The sequence below is a fragment of the Rosistilla oblonga genome, assembly GCF_007751715.1.
GTDB classification, from domain to species: Bacteria; Planctomycetota; Planctomycetia; order Pirellulales; family Pirellulaceae; genus Rosistilla; species Rosistilla oblonga.
Genome location: NZ_CP036292.1, coordinates 5,512,600 through 5,532,639 on the forward strand (window position 1 = coordinate 5,512,600; position 20,040 = coordinate 5,532,639).

Sequence of the window (20,040 nt, forward strand, 5' to 3'; positions counted from 1 at the left end):
TGGGCCAACCGGGGCGTTGGCACGGTGCAATCATCACGGCAGGGAGCCCAGGCAAGGTCAGGAGCTTCAGGCGTGTTTGGTTCTCATCTTTTTCGTTCCCATTCCAAAAACGTTGCTGCGGGGCAGAGCGAACCGTCGCAGCGGAGTTCGCGTCTGGAACGCAAACGCGATACAAAGCGACGTCGACGCAACCGCTTGGGACGGCAGATCGAACGACTCGAAACGCGCCAATTGTTAGCTGCCGATATCGGCGTCGCCTACGGTGGAGTCGCCGACGCCTCGATCAGCGAAACCAACAGCGGGCTGATCCTCGCCCTGGACACGTCCGCACCGATCGCTGCACCGCTCCACAACGACAACCTGACTAACGACAGCGGTATCAATGGAGCCGCGTTTACCGCCGACGGACGCCTGTTTGTCGCGATCAACGATGCCGCCGGTGGCACTTCGGCGTTGCAACGGATCGATCCACGGTCGGGTACCGCGATCGGAGCGCCGATCGATCTGGCGATTCGCATCGACGACATGGCGACCGATCTGGCAAGCGACACGATTTATGCACTGGGCAGCAGCGGCGGAGCGATCGCCAGTCAGATGTCGCTGTACACGGTCGACATTTCCAACGGATCGATCACGCTTGCTGGACACGTGGATGCTTCGATGCCCGGTGGACTAGCGATCGACGCGTCGGGCAAAGCCTTTGTTACCGCACGAAACGCAACGACGGAAGCGGCTCTTCTGCTGGAGATCGATCCAGGCGACGGCAGCATTCTGACGTCGACAGCTCTCGGCGGTGCCGCTCAGTTTTCTGGTAACTTCGCCGGCCTGGGCTATCGCGACGATGGTGTTCTGGTCGGCAGTGATGCAGCCAATGGAAAGCTGTTCCAAATCGATTCGGCCAGTGGAGCGATGTCGCTTGTTCCCCTGCAAGATCCCATCCACGGCGTCTTGGGCGATCTCGCATTTTCGCCGCAGCAACGTGTAACCGATCAGATCTATAGTGAAAACTTTAGTCTCGGCGATGGTGATTTCACGATCGACAACACCGGCGGTACGATCAACGGACTGTGGCACCGTTCCCCCGGTCGACGCTTCGATGGATTGTTGAACCACACGCCGATCCAATCGTTCTACTATGGAGCGTTTGAAACCGCGTTCGGTGAGGGGCACTATGTTTTGACCGAGTCGCACCGCGGCACGATCACATCACCGTTGATCTCGCTTCCCGATAAAGGGACGACGATCGTCAGCTTCTCGTATCTGTTGGACACTCGTCCCGAATTGGACACCGATTTTGTTAGCGTTTCGATTCTCGTCGATGGTGTGGCGACGCAGATCCTGTCGCGACAAGATGGTTCGTTGCCGCAGACGACGGTCCATCAATGGTTGTCTGCAACCCATGACATCAGCCAGTTCAACGGCCAAGAGATTCAGATCCAGTTTCTATTCGACACGGGTGAAATTCCTCGGATCGATCCCGAGGGTTGGTACGTCGACGATATCGAGATCATCAACACGCCGCCTCCTGCGATCTCCGGCTACAAATGGAACGACCTGAACGCCGATGGCATCTGGGACGATGACGAACCGGGGCTCAACGGTTGGCAGATCTATCTCGATGCCAACGCCAACGGTCGCTACGACGTGGGCACGGAAAAGCTGTTCGAAACCCGCAACGACGGCACGCATGATGGCGCCTATTGGTTCGACGACTTGGATGCGGGAACCTACATCGTTCGTGAGCTTGTGCCCGAGGGATGGAAGCAGAGTTACGCAGGTGCCGCGGCAGACTTCCAGCACGTGGTGACAATCGATCCGGCGGCTGGAATTTGTGTCAACGGCATGTTTGGCGAAGAGCAGCTTCCCAACTTTGGCAACTACCAGGCCGACATCTCGGGCTACAAATGGCACGACGTCAATTTTGACGGTGTCTGGGACGCTGGCGAACTCGGGCTCAACGGTTGGGAAATCTATCTCGATCTCAATAACGACGGAGATTTTGATCAGGGCGTCGACCAAAAAACGACAACGGCGTTTGATGGAACCCATGATGGCGCGTACAGCTTCACCGGCTTGGCTGCGGGAACCTATACCGTTCGCGAAATTGTCCCCGAGGGTTGGAAGCAGAGCTACCCCGGTGCGGCATCCAATTTCCAACACGTCGTCACGATCGATCCGCCCAATGGACTGCGACACATTAGTCGTTTTGAAGTGACCGAGTCGGCGAACTTCGGAAATTGGCGACCACAGGTGATCGGATACAAGTGGGATGACATCGATGGCGATGGCGTCTGGGACGACAACGAACCAGGACTCAACGACTGGATCATCTACGTCGATCACAACAACGACGGTTTGCTGGACGCCGATGAACCACGGTTCACAACGCAGAACGATGGCGAACATGATGGCGCGTTCTGGTTCGATGGACTGGCGGTCGGCCAGCACACGTTGCGCGAGGTGCTGCCGCCCGATTCGTTGCAAACCTATCCCGGCGCCGCGACCGATTGGGGCCATGAGATTACGATCTCGTCGGATCCGAACGCACAGATCGTCGGCCGTTTTGGTGAAGAAGAAGTTCCCAATTTTGGCAATAGCCAGATCGACATCTTGGGGCATAAGTGGAACGACGTCGATGGCGATGGCGATTGGGACGATGATGAATCGGGACTCAACGGCTGGACGATTTATCTGGACCTCAATAACGACGGCGATTTCGATGCCGGCGGTCCGACCCCCGAACCAAGCTTTGTGACGACGAACTATCGCGGCCAGGATGGCGTCTATTATTTCAGCGGACTTGAGCCGGGCGAATACACGGTGCGCGAACTGGATCGCGACGGCTGGCAACAGACCTATCCCGAGCCAATCGATTCGGTAGCCCCAGGACATGTGGTCACGATCGATCCGCCCGCGGGCATCCGCGTGATCAGCGATGCGGGTGTTGCAGCGGTCGCCAATTTTGGCAACACCCAGGTCGCTGATCTAAAGATCACGAAAACCGCGTTGGAGACGATGGTCACCGAAGGGGACTTTGTGATCTTCGAAGTCACCGCGGAGAACGTGGTTCCCGAAGGGGCTAACCCCGACGATTACGCGACGGCGTCCGGAATTGTGGTGACCGATCGATTGCCCGATGGGCTCGAGCCAGTCCGCGATAGCACTGGCGCGATCGTTCAGCCATCGACAAGCATTGGCAACGCGGCGGTCTCTGCCGTTGCCGGAGTCGCGACGATCACCTGGAGCGGCTTCGAGCTCGCCCCTGGCGAATCCGCGACGATGCAATTTGCTGTTCGGGTGAAAAGCGACGTCGGATCGACACAAATCGAAAACATCGCCACGGGCACTTCGGATCAGCGCGATCCCGATCCAACAAACAACGACGACACCAACCCAGACGGCAAAGCAACGCTAGATGTCGCCGCACTGGTCCAGTTCATTTTGCCGATCGGAACGCTACGCGAGGGCAATTTTGAATTTATCGCCCCCCAAGCCACCACCGGTCCGATCATCAGTGGATTCAAATGGAACGACGTCGACGCGGATGGGATCTGGGACACTGCCGAACCCGCGTTGCCAGGGTTTGCGTTTCTACTTGAAAAAATCAGCAATGGAACCATCGATCCAAGTTTTGCCGTTGCAGTCGCGGTGACCGATTCCGAAGGAAAGTTCACGTTCACGCTCGATGGAGACGGAAACCCGTTGAGCGATGGAACTTATCGCATCCGGGAATCGTTGGCTGTTGGCGCCGCAACCATTGTTCACTACACCAACACGGTGATCGAGGGAAGTGATTTTCAAGAAGTCACCGTTGAGAATGGTGGTTCGGTTATCGGCATCGTATCTTCGGACGATGCTCCGAATTTTGGCAGCTACCAATATGTGCCTTACCTGCGTCCTTCCGATGACCTACCGGGGCATCTCGCGGTCTGGGAATCAGAGCTTCAACGGGACGCTGTCGACCAAGTTCTAGCACAAGCCGACTTGTTGGACACGACGATTGATACGCTTCGACCATGGCAAGCATTTACGGTGAAGAATACCTCTGCCGGTACAGTGACCATCGATGGTGTGCGGTTCGATGGAAATGGCAATGGGCAAGCCAGCGATTATGTCACGGTCATGTTGATCGATGATGCTGGAAACTTAACGACGCCAGACTTCGCGACAGGCGTTCCAATCCCTGCGGGCGACTCTGTCGCGTTCATGGCAATGTACGATCCGGCGGTTCGATCGACCAACGGAAGCCAAACGTTTTCACAAAGCCCCGAATGGAGTGGCGAGACCCACACAGCCGCGCACACGTTTTCTGCAACCGACACCTTGGTCTTAACGACAGCCGGTGACACGCCAGACTACCGCATTCGCTTGGTGGGCGGATCGACCTTCGATGGCGATATCTTCCATTCGGGATCCGTGAACTTTGATGACTATGAACGTTATCGCACGCTTGTCGGAGCGAATAACGAGGTAATATCGGCTGACGATGAACGTTTCGACTTTACAAGCGACATCAACACCCATTGCCCCAACGGTGCCGACGAAACCATCGGAACTTGCACTTGGGCTCTCAGACCTGATCCATCGAGGACGATCGGTATGGAGAATCCGCTGCGGGAAATTGGACTGGGTGATTTTGGGCCGCTCAATTGGGAGCAAAATTTTGTGCGTCCCGTCTGGATCGATTTAGATTCAGGTACATCCAGCGACAGCATGGGGACGGGGCACCAAAGCGTTTACACCGGCGGACAGCTATTGGTCGCTTCGTCTGAAGCGTTCATTGGCGCTGACGACAACCTGATTTTGGAGTCGATGAGGATCTCCCTCGAGGATGCTCTCTCCGCTGACGAAATCATGCTGAACGGCTCGTTGGATGTGGCGGGACGGGAACTGAAGGTGACAATCACCGACGGCAAGATCATCGAAATTGAATCTCTTGGAAACGATCAGAACTTCTTGGTGAGAGATGCCCTATCCGCCCTCCAAGCACTCGAATTTTCAACGAGCGGTTTGGCTGTCCTTCGAGACGTGCGCGTCCATGTGGAGATCGTAGTTGCCGAGGTAACGGCCGGAAATGTCAGTCAGCAGTTTGCCGTCACCAATCAAGCGGGCAGGACATCGTCGACCGATGCAACGATCCTCATCGTTCCCACCATCTGAGAACGCCAAACCGTCCATTGGTCATTGCAAGCATTCACGCGTTGCGTGCGGCAATCCGCATCGCAAATAGAAATGCACAATTTCCGAAGATTTGCTAAAGTCTCGGGATTGACCTGCACTCAAAGAATATCCGACAGTTCGCTGCGACGGGAGTTCTCGCGTGTTCGTTCCAAGGATGGAATCGATCTGGAACTCTTGAGGTGTCACAGGATGACGATCAGATGCGCAGACCGAACGGAATTCGAAAGCGACATAGCTCACTGACATTCGAGTCACTGGAAGCGCGGCGTCAGTTGGCGTTTGTTGCCTTTGAAATGCAGGTTCTCGAAGACATCGACGGAGTTCCTGGTGCTGTTTTGGAGCGTCCATTGGATGCGGGAGAAACCTTCTTTTTGGCAATTGATGCCATCGAAACCGCTCCTCACTACGATGGGTTTGCTGGCATCGCGTTGGATGTTCGCTGGGATTCGGAAAACATTAAAACTCTTGAAACGATGGACACGTTGACCGACACCGTGTCGGATGCTTTGACCTTGTTCCGAAACGGGTTTATCGAAGCGGAACGTGGCCGAATTACCAACCTCGCTGGTGCCAATCCAAATTACGGTGGATTCGGTGATGGTGAGCTGGCGAGATTTGCGACGATCCACTTTGAGGCGATTGCGGCAACGGAAGCAACGAGCTTTACTCTTGAGGAAGGCGTCTCGCAAACAGCTGCGTACCACGGTGCAGGGTTGCGGCACGAAGATTTTGATTTCGACGTGGAAACGTTGTCGATCGTAGCGTCTTCGGCAGACGTCGACCTGGACAACGGCGGCGAACCGGAATTGCCGCCAGCCGAAATTGTTCCACCATCGGAGCCGTCGCCTTCACTTCCGCCAACGATTGACCCTACCGACGAGATAACGTTCCCGACCACTGATGAGTCGAACACGACGGATGATGTTGCAGCGTCAACGGATGCCAACTCGGATGTCACGCTGTCGCTAGTCTCCGACGCGACCGGAGAGGTGCAGATTGGTGATTTGATCACGATCGACGTCCAGGTTTCGGAATCCGATCCCGATGCCCATGGCGTCGGTGGAATTTCGATCGATGTCGACTGGGATCCTAGTGAGTTGCAGTTGGTGAATTCGGGTTCGATTACCGACGCGATCACCGAAAACTTTCCTGGCTTTCAGGGCGGAAGCGTCGACACGGTGGCTGGGTTTATCGATGAACTGACCGGTGCGTCGTTTGAATCGGCGGGGATCGGGCGGGCGATCGGCGATGGAGTCGCCGAGACGTTTGTCACGTTGACTTTTGTAGCTCTTAAGCCCACCGACGGTTCTGCGGTTACTGTCTCCTTGGGAGATGGCGGCGTCGGTCTGGTCGGCGACACCTCGGGCGCACCGATCGATGTCGCAGATGCCGAAACAAATGTAGAAATCGCCACCGCCGCATTGCCTCCGTTGATTCAAATTTCCACTTCGGGAACCGATGGCGGTTTGGAGTTTGTTGCGCCGGCGAACAACGGCGTTCAATCGACGCTGCTGCGTCCTGGAAGCGTCGATTCCTTGCAGTACATCGAGATTGCCAACGTCGGTGAAACGATCCTGGAAGTCTATGAGCTCCAGTTTGGAGTCGCGGGACTATCGATCGCCGCAAGCGACTTGGCATTGGCAGATGGTTTCACTGTAGCACCGGGCCAGTCGCAACGGATCGCCGTCCAGTTCACCGCAACAGAGGCGGGAAGCGTTAACGAATCCGAAGGGATTGTTGTCGTTAGCAACGCCGGCAATCGCGGCCGGTATGCGATCAGCACAACCGCCGAAACCACTTTCGCAGCCGATTTGAATCTCGATGGCCGCGTGAATATCGCCGACGTCGTACTGCTGGACAGCGTGTTTGGACAAACCCGCGGCGACGGAATGTACAGTGAAAGCCACGACCCAAACCTCGATGGCAGCATCGACTTGGGAGACTTTGGGCTGTTGAACGCTCAGTTCGGAATGCAGCAGAGTAGCGAATCATTTGCCGTCGACTTCGACGACGAGGACGACGATCCATTCGATTCGACACTCGATCTTCTCGCCTTGGACGCGCTAGCCAACACGAATGGCGTCAGCTGAAACACCGCGTCCCTCGTGGCGACTTAGGGGCAGAGAACGCGTTGTTGGCGTGAACGGAATGCCAAACAAACGCTCCTGGCGTTCCGAAGTTGTCGAAATGTGACGCGACGAACCGTTGGTGATATTGTCAAAGCGGGGTTTCCAAGAGAGTATGGTGAACCGACGAATTGTCGTCTTTTCCCACCTCCCTTCCTCGCAAGAAAAAGTCCTTCCCGATGCGAACGATGATCGATGGCCACCTCGACTTGGCCTGGAACGCTACTTCTTTTGATCGCGATCTACGACTCTCCCTCGATGAGATCCGGACGCGTGAGCAGTCGATGACCGATCTGAAGTCGCGAACGCGCGGCACCACCTGCTTTCCCGAACTCCAAGCCAGCAAGATCCAAGTCTGTATCGCAACCCTGCTGGCTCGCAGCGGGCCCGCGACCGATCGGCAAACAGGATATGCGCGGACCGATCTCGATTTTGCGCATCACATCGGCGCCTATGCCGCCGCGCATGCGCAACTGGCTTGTTATCAATTGTGGGAACAACAGGGAGCGATCCGATGGATCCGGACGCTGACGGACCTGGAGGATCATTGGAGCAAGTGCAACGGTGAATCCGAACCGCCGCTGGGAATGATCTTATCGATGGAAGGTGCCGATCCGATTTCGGATCCCGATGAACTGCCCTACTGGTTTGGCGCTGGCCTGCGGGCGATCGGATTGTCTCACTATGGACACGGCCAATATGCGGCGGGAACTGCTGTCGAAGGTGGACTGACCGAAAAGGGAGAACAGCTGTTAGACGCGATGGCGAAACTCGGCATGGGGTTGGATGTAACACATCTGGCCGATCGTGCGATGGAACAAGCCTTCGATCGATTCACAGGAGTCCTGTGGGCGAGTCATCATAATTCGCGAACGTTGGTTCCCGGACAGCGTCAATTGTCGGATCAACAGATGAAAAGCGTCATCGAGCACGACGGAGTGGTCGGCGTGGCGTTTGATGCTTGGATGATGTACCCCGGTTGGGCGCGTGGTGAAACCGATCCCAACGTTGTGAGTATTGAAGCTGCGGCCGACCACATCGATTATGTATGTCAGATGGCAGGCAGTACAAAACATAGCGCGATCGGCAGCGATCTGGACGGCGGATTTGGAACCGAACAGACTCCTGGCGATTTGAATTCCATCGTCGACATGCAGCAGTTGGATGGAATCCTCTCGCGCCGTGGCTACAGCGATGATGATCTCAACGCAATTTTCCACGGCAATTGGATGCGAACCTTCCGGAAGTTGTTTGGCGGTTGCGCCCAATAGTGTCGGTGGCTCGATTCGCGATTAGCTTCCGTGAATCTCCACAGCGTGGCGACGCATCTTCATCATGTTGCTCCGGCCATCGATCGTTCGATCGGCCGGAGCTTTCTCTCTAACATGACGCATCTCTCATCGCCATCGCTCTGCAGAATGGCTCTCGCCGCGTGTCGGTTATCCGATTCGCGGTTCCTCGTGATTCGTAAACGGGGGGGATGCGACCGACTTAAGCTTCCTAACCGCCACTCGGCAGCCCCCCATGTTGGGACTTGACCGTTTTCTATACCCAGCAGTACCAAATGGTGGTGTATAAGTATAGAAACCGCATCGAGGTGGTAATCACCTCCATAGGTCGATGCGTTCTACAGTCAGCCCGATGACGGTGAGCGGATCCTACGGAGAAGAAAGTGTTCTGTAGTGGATCTTTTATCACACCCCAGGCTTTCTGAATTACGTAAACTGACTAGAATGTGGCCGGGCATTACATTAAAAAAAACGAGAGAGGAAATTAGCCGTGGCAAAACGAGCGAACTCGATGGCAAGCACCATCACCGAATACCTGAAAGAAAATCCAGAGATCACTTGGAAGGCAGCAGCGGAGACGTTGGAACCTAAAGGGATCAGCGAGAGCTACTTCAGCAACCAAAAATCGAAGCTCCGCAAAGAAGGCATTCTGCCAAGCTCCGGTCGCAAGAAGGCTGGCCGCAAGCCAGCGGCTGCGAAGTCGGCGACCGCTAAGAAGCCCGTTGCGAAGAAGTCGGCAGTTGTCGGTGGCGAACTGGCATCGGCCGCTGAATTCGCCCGGACTGCGGGTGGACTGGACGAAGCACGACGCCTGTTGGACCAACTGAGCGAAGTCCAAATCTAGAGCTGTTCCATCAGCCACAGCCCCGCCGAGGGCTGTCGATTGAAACGAAGCCCCCTGCTTCCTGCCGCGGGATCCCAGGGGCTTCGATCGATTATCACGCCCAACGATTCCTTAGAGATCGTTGGGTTGGGGGACGAAAAGGGGCTGTTTTCTGCGGCCCGTCGCCCAAATCGCTCTTCCCAATGCTCTGGGAACTTCGATACGCTAGGGGAATCGATTTCTATAGTTCGATTCACGCCCCTGGGACTTCGTAACGATGCACCGCCAGCTTCTGCTAATCGCGACCTGCATTTTGGGCTGGGCCGGAACCGCTGCGGCTCAGCAACCGACCACCGCTGCTTCGCTGAAGACAGCTTATTCGATCTCGAAGAACGCAACTTCCGAATCCGAATACACGCAGATCATCGACCAGATTCAACAGTCCGATCTGGCAGCTGCCGACGAAGAGGTTCGCAGTTATGGCAACCAGTTGCTCGCTTGGGCGCTTAATCGCCGCGGTGAACTTCGCTGGGATCAAATCCAAGCTCCCGACGATGAGTTTGCGACGGCGGCGATCGAAGACTTTCGCAACGCGCTGCGACTGGATCCCAATCGCTGGCGAGCGAAGCAGAACATGGCGTTTGTCTACGCCACGCGCGGTCAGATGAAAGAGGCCGAGGCGCTGTTCGACGATGTGATCCAAACCAAACCCGATCACGCCAACGCGTTTTTCAATCGCGGTGAGCTCCGCTACGAGATGGGAAAATTGCCGGCAGCGATCTCCGACTACGATCGCGCGATCGCGCTTCAGCCAGGCGAAGCCGACTTTTATACGGGCCGCGGCCATGCTCGGTTCCAACATGGCGATATCGGTCCCGCAATCGAAGACTATCGCCGCGCGTTCCAGCTAGATAAAGCAAACGCAACCCGCGCGATCGATCTCGCCGATGCATTGCAGAACGCCGGGCAATGGCGATCGGCGGCGGAAAGCTACCGAAACGCATTGCGGTTGGACTCTCAAAATCTTCGCACGCTGTTGAACCTCGCTTGGTTGTTGGCTACCTGTCCCGATGGCAGCCTTCGCGACGGGCAACAGGCGCTCGAGATCACTCAGGAACTGCGCGATATTCCCGCCAACGAAGAGTTCCGTTATATCGATACCTACGCTGCGGCGTTGGCCGAAACGGGGCAGTTCGAAAAAGCGACCCGTGTTGCCCAGACAGGGCTGAACTTGGTCCCCGCGTCGGAGCGGAGTGGATTCGAGGCGCGGGTGGCAAACTACAAATCGAATCAACGTTATCGCCAATCTCCGATCCGACAGGTCGGCGGGCAATAAAGACAAGACTTGCAGTGCTGCCAGGAAGGGAGTGCCGCATTACCAACCGAGCAAGGAAGCTCTCATGTCCGCCAATCGATCCCGCCCCACGCTGGCTCTCGCCGCAACCGCCGCATTGCTATTCTCGCTCAGCGGTTGCAATTCAAAGCCTCAGTTGTCGAATCTGATGGATTCGTTTGGCAAAGCCGAGGTGCAAGCCAGCCCTGAAGTCTGGGACGAACATACCGTTGGTCTGCCGTTCGTGTTCGGATACGACGAAGGCTTGGCAAAGGCCAAAGCGGAAGGGCGTCCGGCGATGGTTTTCTTGACGACGACATGGTGCAAATGGTGCAAGCGGATGTCGGCCACGTGCCTGCAAGATCCCGAGATCCGCACGCTTCTGGAACAGAACTTTGTTTTGGTCCTTGTCGATGGCGATCAAGAATCGGCGGTCAAACGGAAGCTGAAGAACACTGGATATCCACACATCGTTTTCATCTCGCCCGACGAACAGATCCTTGCTTCGCAGAACGGCTTTGCCGAACCGGATGCCTTCAAGCAGGTGATCGTTCAGGCGCTTAGCACTTCATAATTTCAAGTCTTTTGAGAGCGAACGTCGATGCGCAACTTCATTGCCAAATGGTTTCGAAAGCCCGATCAATCCGTTGCTCCGCAGCGAGCCGAGGCTGCACCGATCCAACGCTCCAAACCGCGGACCGCGCGGCAGCGCCGGATGGAGGCTTCGCTTGCGTCGCTCCGTTTGCTGCCGCCATCGCTGGTGCGGCAACTGGAATCCCAGGGCTTGGTCAGCGTCAAAGATCTACTGAACTTGAACCTGACTGAGTGGGCGTCGGAGCGAGGATTAAGCAAATCGCATCAGAGTCAATTACGGACCGTTCGGCGAGCAATTCGGATGGCGATGTCGCTGCGAGTGATGCATCCGCGCGACGCCTACCTGTTGATCGCGATCCATCGTCGCAGTCCCGAGGACGTTGCCTCCGATTCGCCCAGACACCTGTTTCGCGATCTCGAGCGGTTCGCATTGTCCAGTCGCGGCCGAGCGCTGATGCGACGGATCGAGTTCCCGTCGATCGATCGCGTGTCGACTTGGATCGCAGCGGCTCAAGACCACCAGTTCTCGCACTTGGCGACGTCCCAACCCAGCGGCTCTTCGGATCTGCAAACGACATCGCATTCGCGGTCAGCTCGGTAATCGCAAATTTGGCTCGCGCGGTGCGGCTGACGACGATCGTCGCCCAAGCACTTTGAGTGAGCACCAGACAACAAAACAACGGAGAGACGCATGTCGCAGATTATGACGATCCTGCGAGCTGCACACTGTCGTAGCACGCATCACTATTTCGCACTCGATGCATTGCGGTGCATCAACACCGAACGTGGCGGCCGCTTGGCCGACCTGCTGTTGAAGCACTACGACCAATATCTCAAAGGGGCCAAAGATCCCGACAGCAAGTTCCGCGACTTTCAGAATCACGTGCTGCACGTCGGCGATGGCAACTGGGGCGGTGCGCCGCGAGCATGCGAAAAGTGGTTGAAGACCGCCATCAATCATCTCGATAGCGAGGAATGGGAATACGCCGCGTACGACCTGGGCGTGCTGAGCCACTACTTCACCGATCCGATCATGCCGCTGCATACCGCGTCGAGCGATCCTGAAGGGATCGTGCACCGGCCGCTGGAATGGAGCGTCTGCCAGAGTTACGAAGAGATCTACGAACGCTGGGCCCGCGGCAAAGTGCGAGTCACGTTTCAGCTGCCCGATGGGAATAACTGGATCACGCAAGCGGTCACAGCCGGGGCCGAACGTTCCCACGCCTATTACCATCGGATCATCGAGATCTACGATCTGGAACGAGGTGTCAAGCGACCGCCCGAGGGACTCAACGGAGAGTCGCGGGATATCCTGGCCGAAATGTTTGGGATCGCGATCACCGGCTGGGCGCGGATCTTGGAACGGGTCGCCGAACAATCGATCTGCAAAATGCCCAACGCCGGTCTGACAGCGGCAACTCTGGTCGCGGCGATCGACATGCCGGTCGCATGGATCTTGAAAAAGATCTCCTCGGCAAAAGAGAAGTCGGCGGTCGCGGCGATCTTCAATGAATACAAAACGACCGGCACCGTGCGAGTCAATTTGCCGCCGGAGGTGCGCAGCGTGCGAACCGAGATGGCGATGACCGTCAATCGGAACACGCCGATCAATCCTCCCGTGTCGACCACGCCAGCACCGCGCCCGGTCACAAACACCACAACTGCGGCGCCGGCTTGGGCACCAACGTCAATTCAATCGCCGGCCCCCGCGTCGATCGCGACACCACAAGAAACGCAATCACAGCCCGACACACCAACACCGGCAAACGAACCGGCAACGCCATCTTGGTTGCCAGCGGCGGCGAGTGTCAGCGAACCGGTCGCACTAGAGCCTGTCGATTCATTTGAGCCAGCTGCAACGGCAGACCAGCAACCGGCGGTCGAATCGGTTCCGTTTACGAGCAACCGTGTCGCCGATTCGCGATATACAGAAAGGGAGCCAAGCGTTTCTGAGCAGAGCGATTTGGTCGACGCTCCATCGATCGGCCCCAAGACGGCTCAGCGATTTACCAAGATCGGGATCGATACGATCGGTCAATTCCTCGCGGCGCAGCCCGAAGTGCTGGCGGTCAAGCTGGAGACGCGTTGGATCAACGCCGATCTGCTGTCCGACTGGCAGGCACAGGCCCGACTGGTCTGCGGCGTCGCGTCGCTGTGCGGATACAAATCGCAATTGCTGGTCGCCGTCGATTGCCGATCGGTCGAACAACTGGCAGCTCAAGACGCAACGGCACTAACGAGCCGAATCGCCGACTACTGCGACACCAAAGCGGGAGAGCGGATTTTGCGAAGCAGCTCGCGTCCCGATGCCGAAGACGTCGCCCAGTGGATCGCCGACGCACAGCGCGGCGCAGCGAGTCGGGCAGCGTAAACGAAACCGATCAGATCGATCCGGCGTTTGCCGAGTGTTACTTTTCGATATCGAAGTCGGCGATCTTGCGATAGGCTGTCGCGCGGCTGATCCCCAACCGCTTCGCCGCTTCGGGAATGTTGCCGCCGCAGCGGTCCAACGCTTCACGGATCAGCTTCTCTTCCCAGACATCCAACCGCAGCGTATCGGTCACCTCGACACCGGCGTCGCGCAAACCGAGGTCATCCGCTTCGATCGTGTTGCCATCGAACATCACGATCGCGCTGTCGATCACGTTTCTCAGCTGCCGCACATTGCCCGGCCAAGCATACGAAAGCATCCGCTTCCTGGCCGCTTCGGAGAACTGGATGGATGGACGAGCATGCTGCCGGGAAAAGTGTTCCAGGAAGTGATCCATCAACAGTTCGATATCTTTGCCACGATCTCGCAGTGGCGGAACGTGCAATTCGAATACGCTCAGGCGGTAATAAAGATCTTCGCGGAAGCGTTTCTCGCGGACAAATTCGGCGAGATCGCGATTGGTCGCGGCGATGATCCGCACATCGACGCGGATTTCATCGACACCGCCGACCGGTAGGAAGGGATGTCCTTCCATGATCCGCAACAGCTTGGCTTGGCCTTCGAGTGTCAGTTCGCCGATCTCGTCTAGGAACAGCGTTCCGGTGTGGGCCTGTTGAAACCAACCGATGTGATCGCGATCGGCTCCGGTGAACGAGCCCTTCTTGTGACCAAACAACTGACTCTCGATCAGATCGCGGGGGATCGCCGCGCAGTTGACACTCAACAGCGGTCGTTCCCGCCGCCCGCTGTGGAAGTGGACATCGCGAGCGACCAGCTCTTTTCCGGCACCGCTCTCGCCACGGATCAGCACGCAACCATTTGCTCTGCCGACACGTTCGATCTTCGATTTCAAACGCATCATCGGTGGACTCTCACCGATCAGGTCGTTTGTCTCCGCATTCCTCGAGAACAATCGGTCGCGTTCGACTTGCAACGCCGCCGTTCGTCGGGCGCTCGCCAACGCGACGCCCAACAACTGCCCCGAGTTCAGAGCCAATTCGAAGTGTCGTTCGGTGAAGCGATGGTCGTTGCGATAAAGATGCAGCACGCCAGCCACGTCTTCGCCATGCTGCAACGGGACACAGATCGCATCGGTCCACTGGGTCTTCTGTCCCGGCGAGGTCGATTCCTCTTTGAACCAAAACGCTTCGCCATCGTTGGTGACGCGGCGGGTCAGGTCGGCGCTCAGCTTGATCTTTTCAGCAGCTTCGGACGGGAAGACGTATTCGGGTTGCAGCTTGCCATCTTCGCCCAACCACATGAAACCGATCACATCGGCTTGCGTGCGATCCTTCAATAGTTCGGTGGCGATCTGGATGATCGATTCGGGATCGCCGCTGCCGATCAACTGTAGACTCAATTGATAAAGATCGACCAGGTAGCCGACGTCGGCGATTTTGCGGAGCGGATCCAACGGGCCAAAGTTACTGGACGACAGGCCACCGGAAATCGGCCGATCCAGCACGATCGTCTGCTCGCGGTTGTTGGCATCCCCCGATTCGCCGTTGCCATCGAAGAACTGCAGCTCCGACGTTCCAACCAGAATCGTGTTGCTGTCTTGCAGAGTGGCATGGTCGGTCTTTTGCCCATTAACCAACAGACCGTTGCGGCTGTTGGTGTCGCGGACCTGCCAGTGCGAATCCTCGTGAAACAGCACCGCGTGATACCGCGAACTGACCGGATCGGTTAACATGATTTCGCAATTGGCATCGCGTCCGACGTGCAATGTATGCAGCGGATCGAGTCGAAATCGGCGTCCGGTATCGGGACCAGAACAAACTTTGAGATACGCCACCATAGAAATCGCGAATGGGTTCTGAACGGGGAAAACTGTCGTTAATTGTACCGCGATTGCCCGACGACGGGGACGCCATGTTTAAACTCATCCAAATACAAACCCCGCGGTGGGGTGCGTTATCTGCCCGAACGCCCCAACAAATCAGCATCCGCCAACAAGGCTTTGGTATCCTTCATGAATGAATCGTCCTCCAATCAACGTCCCGAAGTCGTCTGGCACGACCAATCGGTCAGCCGTGAAGATCGCGAACGCCAGCTGGCACAGCGTGGTTGTGTCGTCTGGTTTACGGGGTTGAGTGGTTGCGGCAAAAGCACGATCGCCAACGCCGTCGACCGCAAGTTAAGCGAACTGGGAGCGGTCACGACGCTGTTGGATGGCGATAACATCCGACATCATCTGTGCGCAGGACCGGATCGCTTGACCGCGGAACATGGCCCCGAGTTTGCCGAACGCTTCGGGCTGGGGTTTGGAGCGATCGATCGCGAAGAAAACATTCGCCGAATCGGCGCCGTTGCCGAGCTGTTCGCATCGACGGGAATCATCACGCTGACCGCGTTTGTCAGTCCCTACGCACGCGACCGGCAAAGGGTTCGTCAGCTGATCGAATCAGTCGGCCGCGGCGGCGACTTTGTCGAGGTCTTCGTCGATACGCCGCTGGAAACGTGTGAGCAACGCGACCCCAAGGGACTCTATAAAAAGGCCCGCGCCGGTGAGATCCAGAACTTCACCGGAATCAGCGATCCCTACGAAGCTCCTCCCTCGCCCGAAATCCATCTGCACACCGCCGACAAGTCTCCCGAAGCATTGGCCGACGAGATCGTGAACTATCTGAAGCAGAACGGGATGTTGATCCGTACCTAGTGCTTCATCCACATTTGACTTTAGGGTGGTGGACGAGGTCACGAGTCCAATCGCGCCAAAGATTAGGGGACTCGTAACCTCGTCCACTACCATCAGGCCTAAAATCAAAGTTTGACAAACCACTAGGAGAGCAAACGATGAAAATTGACAGCCACCACCATCTGTGGAACTACGATCCCGCACAATACGGTTGGATCAGCGAGCAGATGTCGGTCCTGCGACGCGATTTCACGCCCGCCGATTTGCAGACCGAGCTGACCGGGGCGGGGATCGATGCAGCCGTCGCCGTTCAAGCGCAGCAGACGGTTGCCGAAACGCAGTGGCTGATCGAACAAGCCGAACAGAATCGCTCGATCGTGGGAGTTGTCGGCTGGTTGCCGCTGGCCGACGACGGGGTCGATAGCGAACTGGATCGCTTGCATCAGCACGAGGTGCTCAAAGGAATCCGCCACGTCGTCCAAGACGAACCGCAGGACGATTTTATCCTCGGCGATGCCTTCAACCGTGGCGTGGCAAAGCTGCAGGGATTTGGGCTGGTCTACGACATCCTGATCTATGGCAAGCACCTGGGACCGACGATCGAGTTTGTCGACCGGCACCCGAGCCAGCCGTTTGTGCTGGACCATATCGCCAAGCCGACGATTCGCGGCGAGCAGTTCGATAAAGACTGGGCGACGCAGCTGCGCGAACTGGGGCGACGCCGGAACGTCGTCTGCAAGTTCTCCGGCGTCGCGACCGAAGTCCGCGACGAGGGAGCGGCGATCGAGACGATTCGCCCGTACTGGGATGCCGCGTTGGAAGCGTTTGGCCCCAATCGGCTGATGTTTGGCAGCGATTGGCCCGTCTGTCTGCTGAAACTCTCCTATCGCCAATGGGTCGAAATGGTCGCCGAATTAGCTAGCGGACTGACCGCCGCGGAGCAGAAGCAATTCTGGGGGCTGACCGCGGCCACAACGTATGGGTTGAGCTTTCCCAGCCGCCGATAGCATAAGCTGCGTAAACCAGGCGAGATATTCATCGGAGGAGTTCTCCGTCTTGGTTCGGTTTTGACGATTCTTTCAATGTCATCGCTAACGCGGGTCGATCCCTGAGAGCAAGGAATACGGTTTGCTGAATAACCGTCTGCGTTTGATCAGGGAAGGATTCGCGATGAAACAGCTATTGGTCGTTGCCGGTTTGTTATGCTTGTTGTCGAGTACCGGCGGATGCGCGAAAGCGTGGACTCGAGGTGGCTGCAGTTCCGCCTCCTGCCAATGTGGACAAGGACAATGCAACAATGACGGATGCCAAAGTTGCCAGGGCCAGGGACAATGCTCCAGTGGCCAATGTGGCAATGGAGCCCGCGGAATGGGATCTTGCTGCCGCGGCGGAGTCAGCACCGGCTGCCGTCCGGCACCTCTCTCTTGGCAGCAGGGTGGAACCGACTACGGTCACAACCTGACTTACCCCAATGTGAAGAATGGCCAGATGCAGCAGAATCCGGGACCTCCGGCTGCTTCGACTGCTTACCCGTACTACACGACTCGCGGCCCGCGTGACTTCCTGAACGCCAATCCGCCGTCGATCGGGTACTAGTTAAACGCAATACCGTTCAATGAAGCGTAGTGGACGAGGTTACGAGTCCTTTTGCATCAGCCCAAATCGCTGGGACTCGTAACCTCGTCCACTACATCCCGCCGCTAATTCTTTCGACGGTCCGAGGCTCCTTCGTAGAACGGTATTGTAATTAAACGCTCGGCCCTCACGCCGATCGCATGGAACAAAAGGGAGCCGTTTACTCAAACCTCTCCCTATGTTCCCTAAAAAGCCCGAACCCCGATACAATAAGGGTTCCGCTGTCATTGCCGCGAAACGCATCTCGCCGCAGGGCGGATGCCCCGAACGCGGATTTCGCAGTCCGCTGATCTGAACAGGAAGATCTCGATGGCTTCTGACTTTCGCCTCAAAGAACAACTGCCCGAACTGACCGATCAGATCGTCGCGACTTACACCGCCGACGACAAAATCAATCATCTGGGACACTGCCCGCTGCCCAGCTATGACGCGGTCCTCTCGATCGTCGAAGACATCAAAGAGATCATCTATCCGGGCTACCGTCGCCGCACCGGGCTACACCGCGGCAACATCGGGTATCACGTCGGCAGCCTTGTCGACCGCTTGCACGACACGATGACAACTCAGATCGGTCGCGCACTACAGCACGAAGATCGCGTACGGCACAACCACGGCGATTGCGAATCGCAAGTCGATTACGAAGCCAAGGGACAAGCGATGGCAGTGGAGATGCTGAAACGCATCCCCGACCTGCGAAGGATTCTCGCCACCGATGCCCAAGCCGCCTTCGATGGCGATCCGGCTTGCCAAACGACCGACGAGATCATCTTCTGCTATCCTGGCCTCGAAGCGGTGTCGGTCTTTCGCATTGCGAACCAGTTGCTGCAATTGGGCGTTCCATTCATCCCACGGATGATGACCGAACAGGCTCACATGAACACCGGTATCGACATCCATCCGGGTGCAACGATCGGCGATCACTTTTTCATCGACCACGGCACCGGCGTGGTGATTGGTGAGACCTGCAACATCGGCAATCATGTGAAGCTGTACCAGGGCGTAACGCTGGGTGCCTTGAGCTTCCCAACCGACAGCGATGGCCATCTGATTCGCGGCCAGAAACGGCACCCAACCATCGAGGATCGCGTTGTCGTTTATGCCAACGCGACGATCTTAGGTGGCAAGACGGTGATCGGTCACGATACCGTGATCGGTTCGAGCGTCTGGGTGACCAGCAGCGTTGCTCCTCGCAGCACGGTCGTGCTCGAAAAACCGAAGCTTCGGGTGCGAGCCGAGATGCCCGACGACATGGCTCCCGAACTGAACTACCAAATTTAGTCGTCCCGCTCGGAATCGAGACTTCGCGCCGACAACGGCTCGAAGCCGGCTGCCGCGACGCCGCGTGAGCTCACAGATTCAGTCGGCGAGAACATCGCTGCTGAAGCCATCGAGCGATATCGGTTGCTGACCGATCCGGCCCAGTTCATCTTGGGAGCGACGGCTGCCCATGCTCGGCCATCCAGTGACTTCGGTCAGCTCGGGCATCAGTTCCAGCATTTGCTCGCGGAGCATCGTGACCAGCCGCTGCGTCCGCTCGTCGCCGCCGTGCTCGCACAGTGTCAGAATCGTCTTCATCATCCGGACCAACTTGGCCCGATGAGCGATCGATTGACTGAGCCGCATATCGGGCTCGACCAGTAGCTCAGCTAGCGGCACCTCCAACGCGTCGCGCCAACACATCAGCACCGACATCGGCACATCGGTCGATGGCTTTTCCTGTTCGCGGAGATCGCGCATCGGAACTCCGCTGCGTCGCGAGACCGTCCGAATCGTGACGTTCTGCTGCTCCCGAACCTTTCGAATCCGGTGGAACGGCCCCTTCGGACGACTCGGCGTTGAACTCGATCCCGAGCCACAATAGCCATCGTCGTCGCTCCACGGAGCGCTACCCATGTTGATATGCCCGAGAGGGAGAATAGTAATCGCTCAACACCACGGGCAGATACCGACCATGCCACGTGCTGGCTAAAAGACGTTAGCCAGTCTTTGG

General features: G+C 57.1%; 14 protein-coding genes. 12 read left to right on the forward strand and 2 right to left on the reverse strand.

Features of this window, described 5'->3' with window-relative positions:
* Nucleotides 1–72 precede the first annotated feature (72 nt).
* The 8 genes from CA51_RS19510 to CA51_RS19545 all read left to right on the forward strand — a co-directional run bounded on the left by CA51_RS19510 (nt 73) and on the right by CA51_RS19545 (nt 13,717).
* Nucleotides 73–5,160 (forward strand): DUF11 domain-containing protein, encoded by a 5,088-nt coding sequence (locus CA51_RS19510; RefSeq protein WP_145122869.1) that lies wholly within the window; start codon nt 73–75, stop codon nt 5,158–5,160.
* Between the two features lie 221 nt (nt 5,161–5,381).
* Nucleotides 5,382–7,271, forward strand: coding sequence for a hypothetical protein (locus CA51_RS19515; RefSeq protein WP_145122870.1), 1,890 nt, complete (start codon nt 5,382–5,384; stop codon nt 7,269–7,271).
* A 215-nt stretch (nt 7,272–7,486) separates the two neighbouring features.
* Nucleotides 7,487–8,578, forward strand: a complete 1,092-nt coding sequence (locus CA51_RS19520; protein WP_145122871.1) for a dipeptidase — start codon at nt 7,487–7,489, stop codon at nt 8,576–8,578.
* Nucleotides 8,579–9,107: 529 nt separating this feature from the next.
* Nucleotides 9,108–9,440 carry a hypothetical protein gene (locus CA51_RS19525; RefSeq protein WP_145122872.1) on the forward strand — a complete coding sequence of 111 codons (333 nt, stop codon included), beginning with the start codon at nt 9,108–9,110 and terminating at the stop codon, nt 9,438–9,440.
* A gap of 256 nt (nt 9,441–9,696) precedes the next feature.
* The gene (locus tag CA51_RS19530) at nt 9,697–10,755 is read left to right on the forward strand and encodes a tetratricopeptide repeat protein (RefSeq protein ID WP_145122873.1); all 1,059 of its coding nucleotides are present in this window, start codon (nt 9,697–9,699) and stop codon (nt 10,753–10,755) included.
* 64 nt (nt 10,756–10,819) lie between these two features.
* On the forward strand, nt 10,820–11,326 hold the full coding sequence (locus CA51_RS19535; protein WP_145122874.1) for a thioredoxin family protein: 507 nt from the start codon (nt 10,820–10,822) through the stop codon (nt 11,324–11,326).
* Nucleotides 11,327–11,353: 27 nt separating this feature from the next.
* Complete coding sequence (locus CA51_RS19540; protein WP_145122875.1) at nt 11,354–11,947, forward strand: DUF4332 domain-containing protein; 594 nt, start codon at nt 11,354–11,356, stop codon at nt 11,945–11,947.
* A gap of 90 nt (nt 11,948–12,037) precedes the next feature.
* Nucleotides 12,038–13,717, forward strand: coding sequence for a DUF4332 domain-containing protein (locus CA51_RS19545; RefSeq protein WP_145122876.1), 1,680 nt, complete (start codon nt 12,038–12,040; stop codon nt 13,715–13,717).
* Nucleotides 13,718–13,754: 37 nt separating this feature from the next.
* On the opposite strand, the gene CA51_RS19550 is transcribed toward CA51_RS19545, so the two are convergent.
* A complete protein-coding gene (locus CA51_RS19550; protein ID WP_145122877.1) occupies nt 13,755–15,575 on the reverse strand; it encodes a sigma 54-interacting transcriptional regulator in 1,821 nt (606 codons plus the stop codon).
* A gap of 174 nt (nt 15,576–15,749) precedes the next feature.
* Here CA51_RS19550 and cysC point away from each other — a divergent pair, with 174 nt between their 5' ends.
* The 4 genes from cysC to CA51_RS19570 all read left to right on the forward strand — a co-directional run bounded on the left by cysC (nt 15,750) and on the right by CA51_RS19570 (nt 19,328).
* Complete coding sequence (gene cysC, locus CA51_RS19555) at nt 15,750–16,436, forward strand: adenylyl-sulfate kinase (RefSeq protein WP_145122878.1); 687 nt, start codon at nt 15,750–15,752, stop codon at nt 16,434–16,436.
* Nucleotides 16,437–16,573: 137 nt separating this feature from the next.
* A complete protein-coding gene (locus CA51_RS19560; protein ID WP_145122879.1) occupies nt 16,574–17,422 on the forward strand; it encodes an amidohydrolase family protein in 849 nt (282 codons plus the stop codon).
* Nucleotides 17,423–17,783: 361 nt separating this feature from the next.
* Complete coding sequence (locus tag CA51_RS26250) at nt 17,784–18,011, forward strand: hypothetical protein (protein WP_231745793.1); 228 nt, start codon at nt 17,784–17,786, stop codon at nt 18,009–18,011.
* Nucleotides 18,012–18,359: 348 nt separating this feature from the next.
* Nucleotides 18,360–19,328: a serine O-acetyltransferase gene (locus CA51_RS19570; protein WP_145122881.1), complete on the forward strand. Its 969-nt coding sequence runs from the start codon at nt 18,360–18,362 to the stop codon at nt 19,326–19,328.
* A 78-nt stretch (nt 19,329–19,406) separates the two neighbouring features.
* Here the strand turns inward: CA51_RS19570 and CA51_RS19575 are convergent, their stop codons facing one another.
* Nucleotides 19,407–19,943: a helix-turn-helix domain-containing protein gene (locus tag CA51_RS19575; RefSeq protein ID WP_145122882.1), complete on the reverse strand. Its 537-nt coding sequence runs from the start codon at nt 19,941–19,943 to the stop codon at nt 19,407–19,409.
* Nucleotides 19,944–20,040 lie beyond the last annotated feature (97 nt).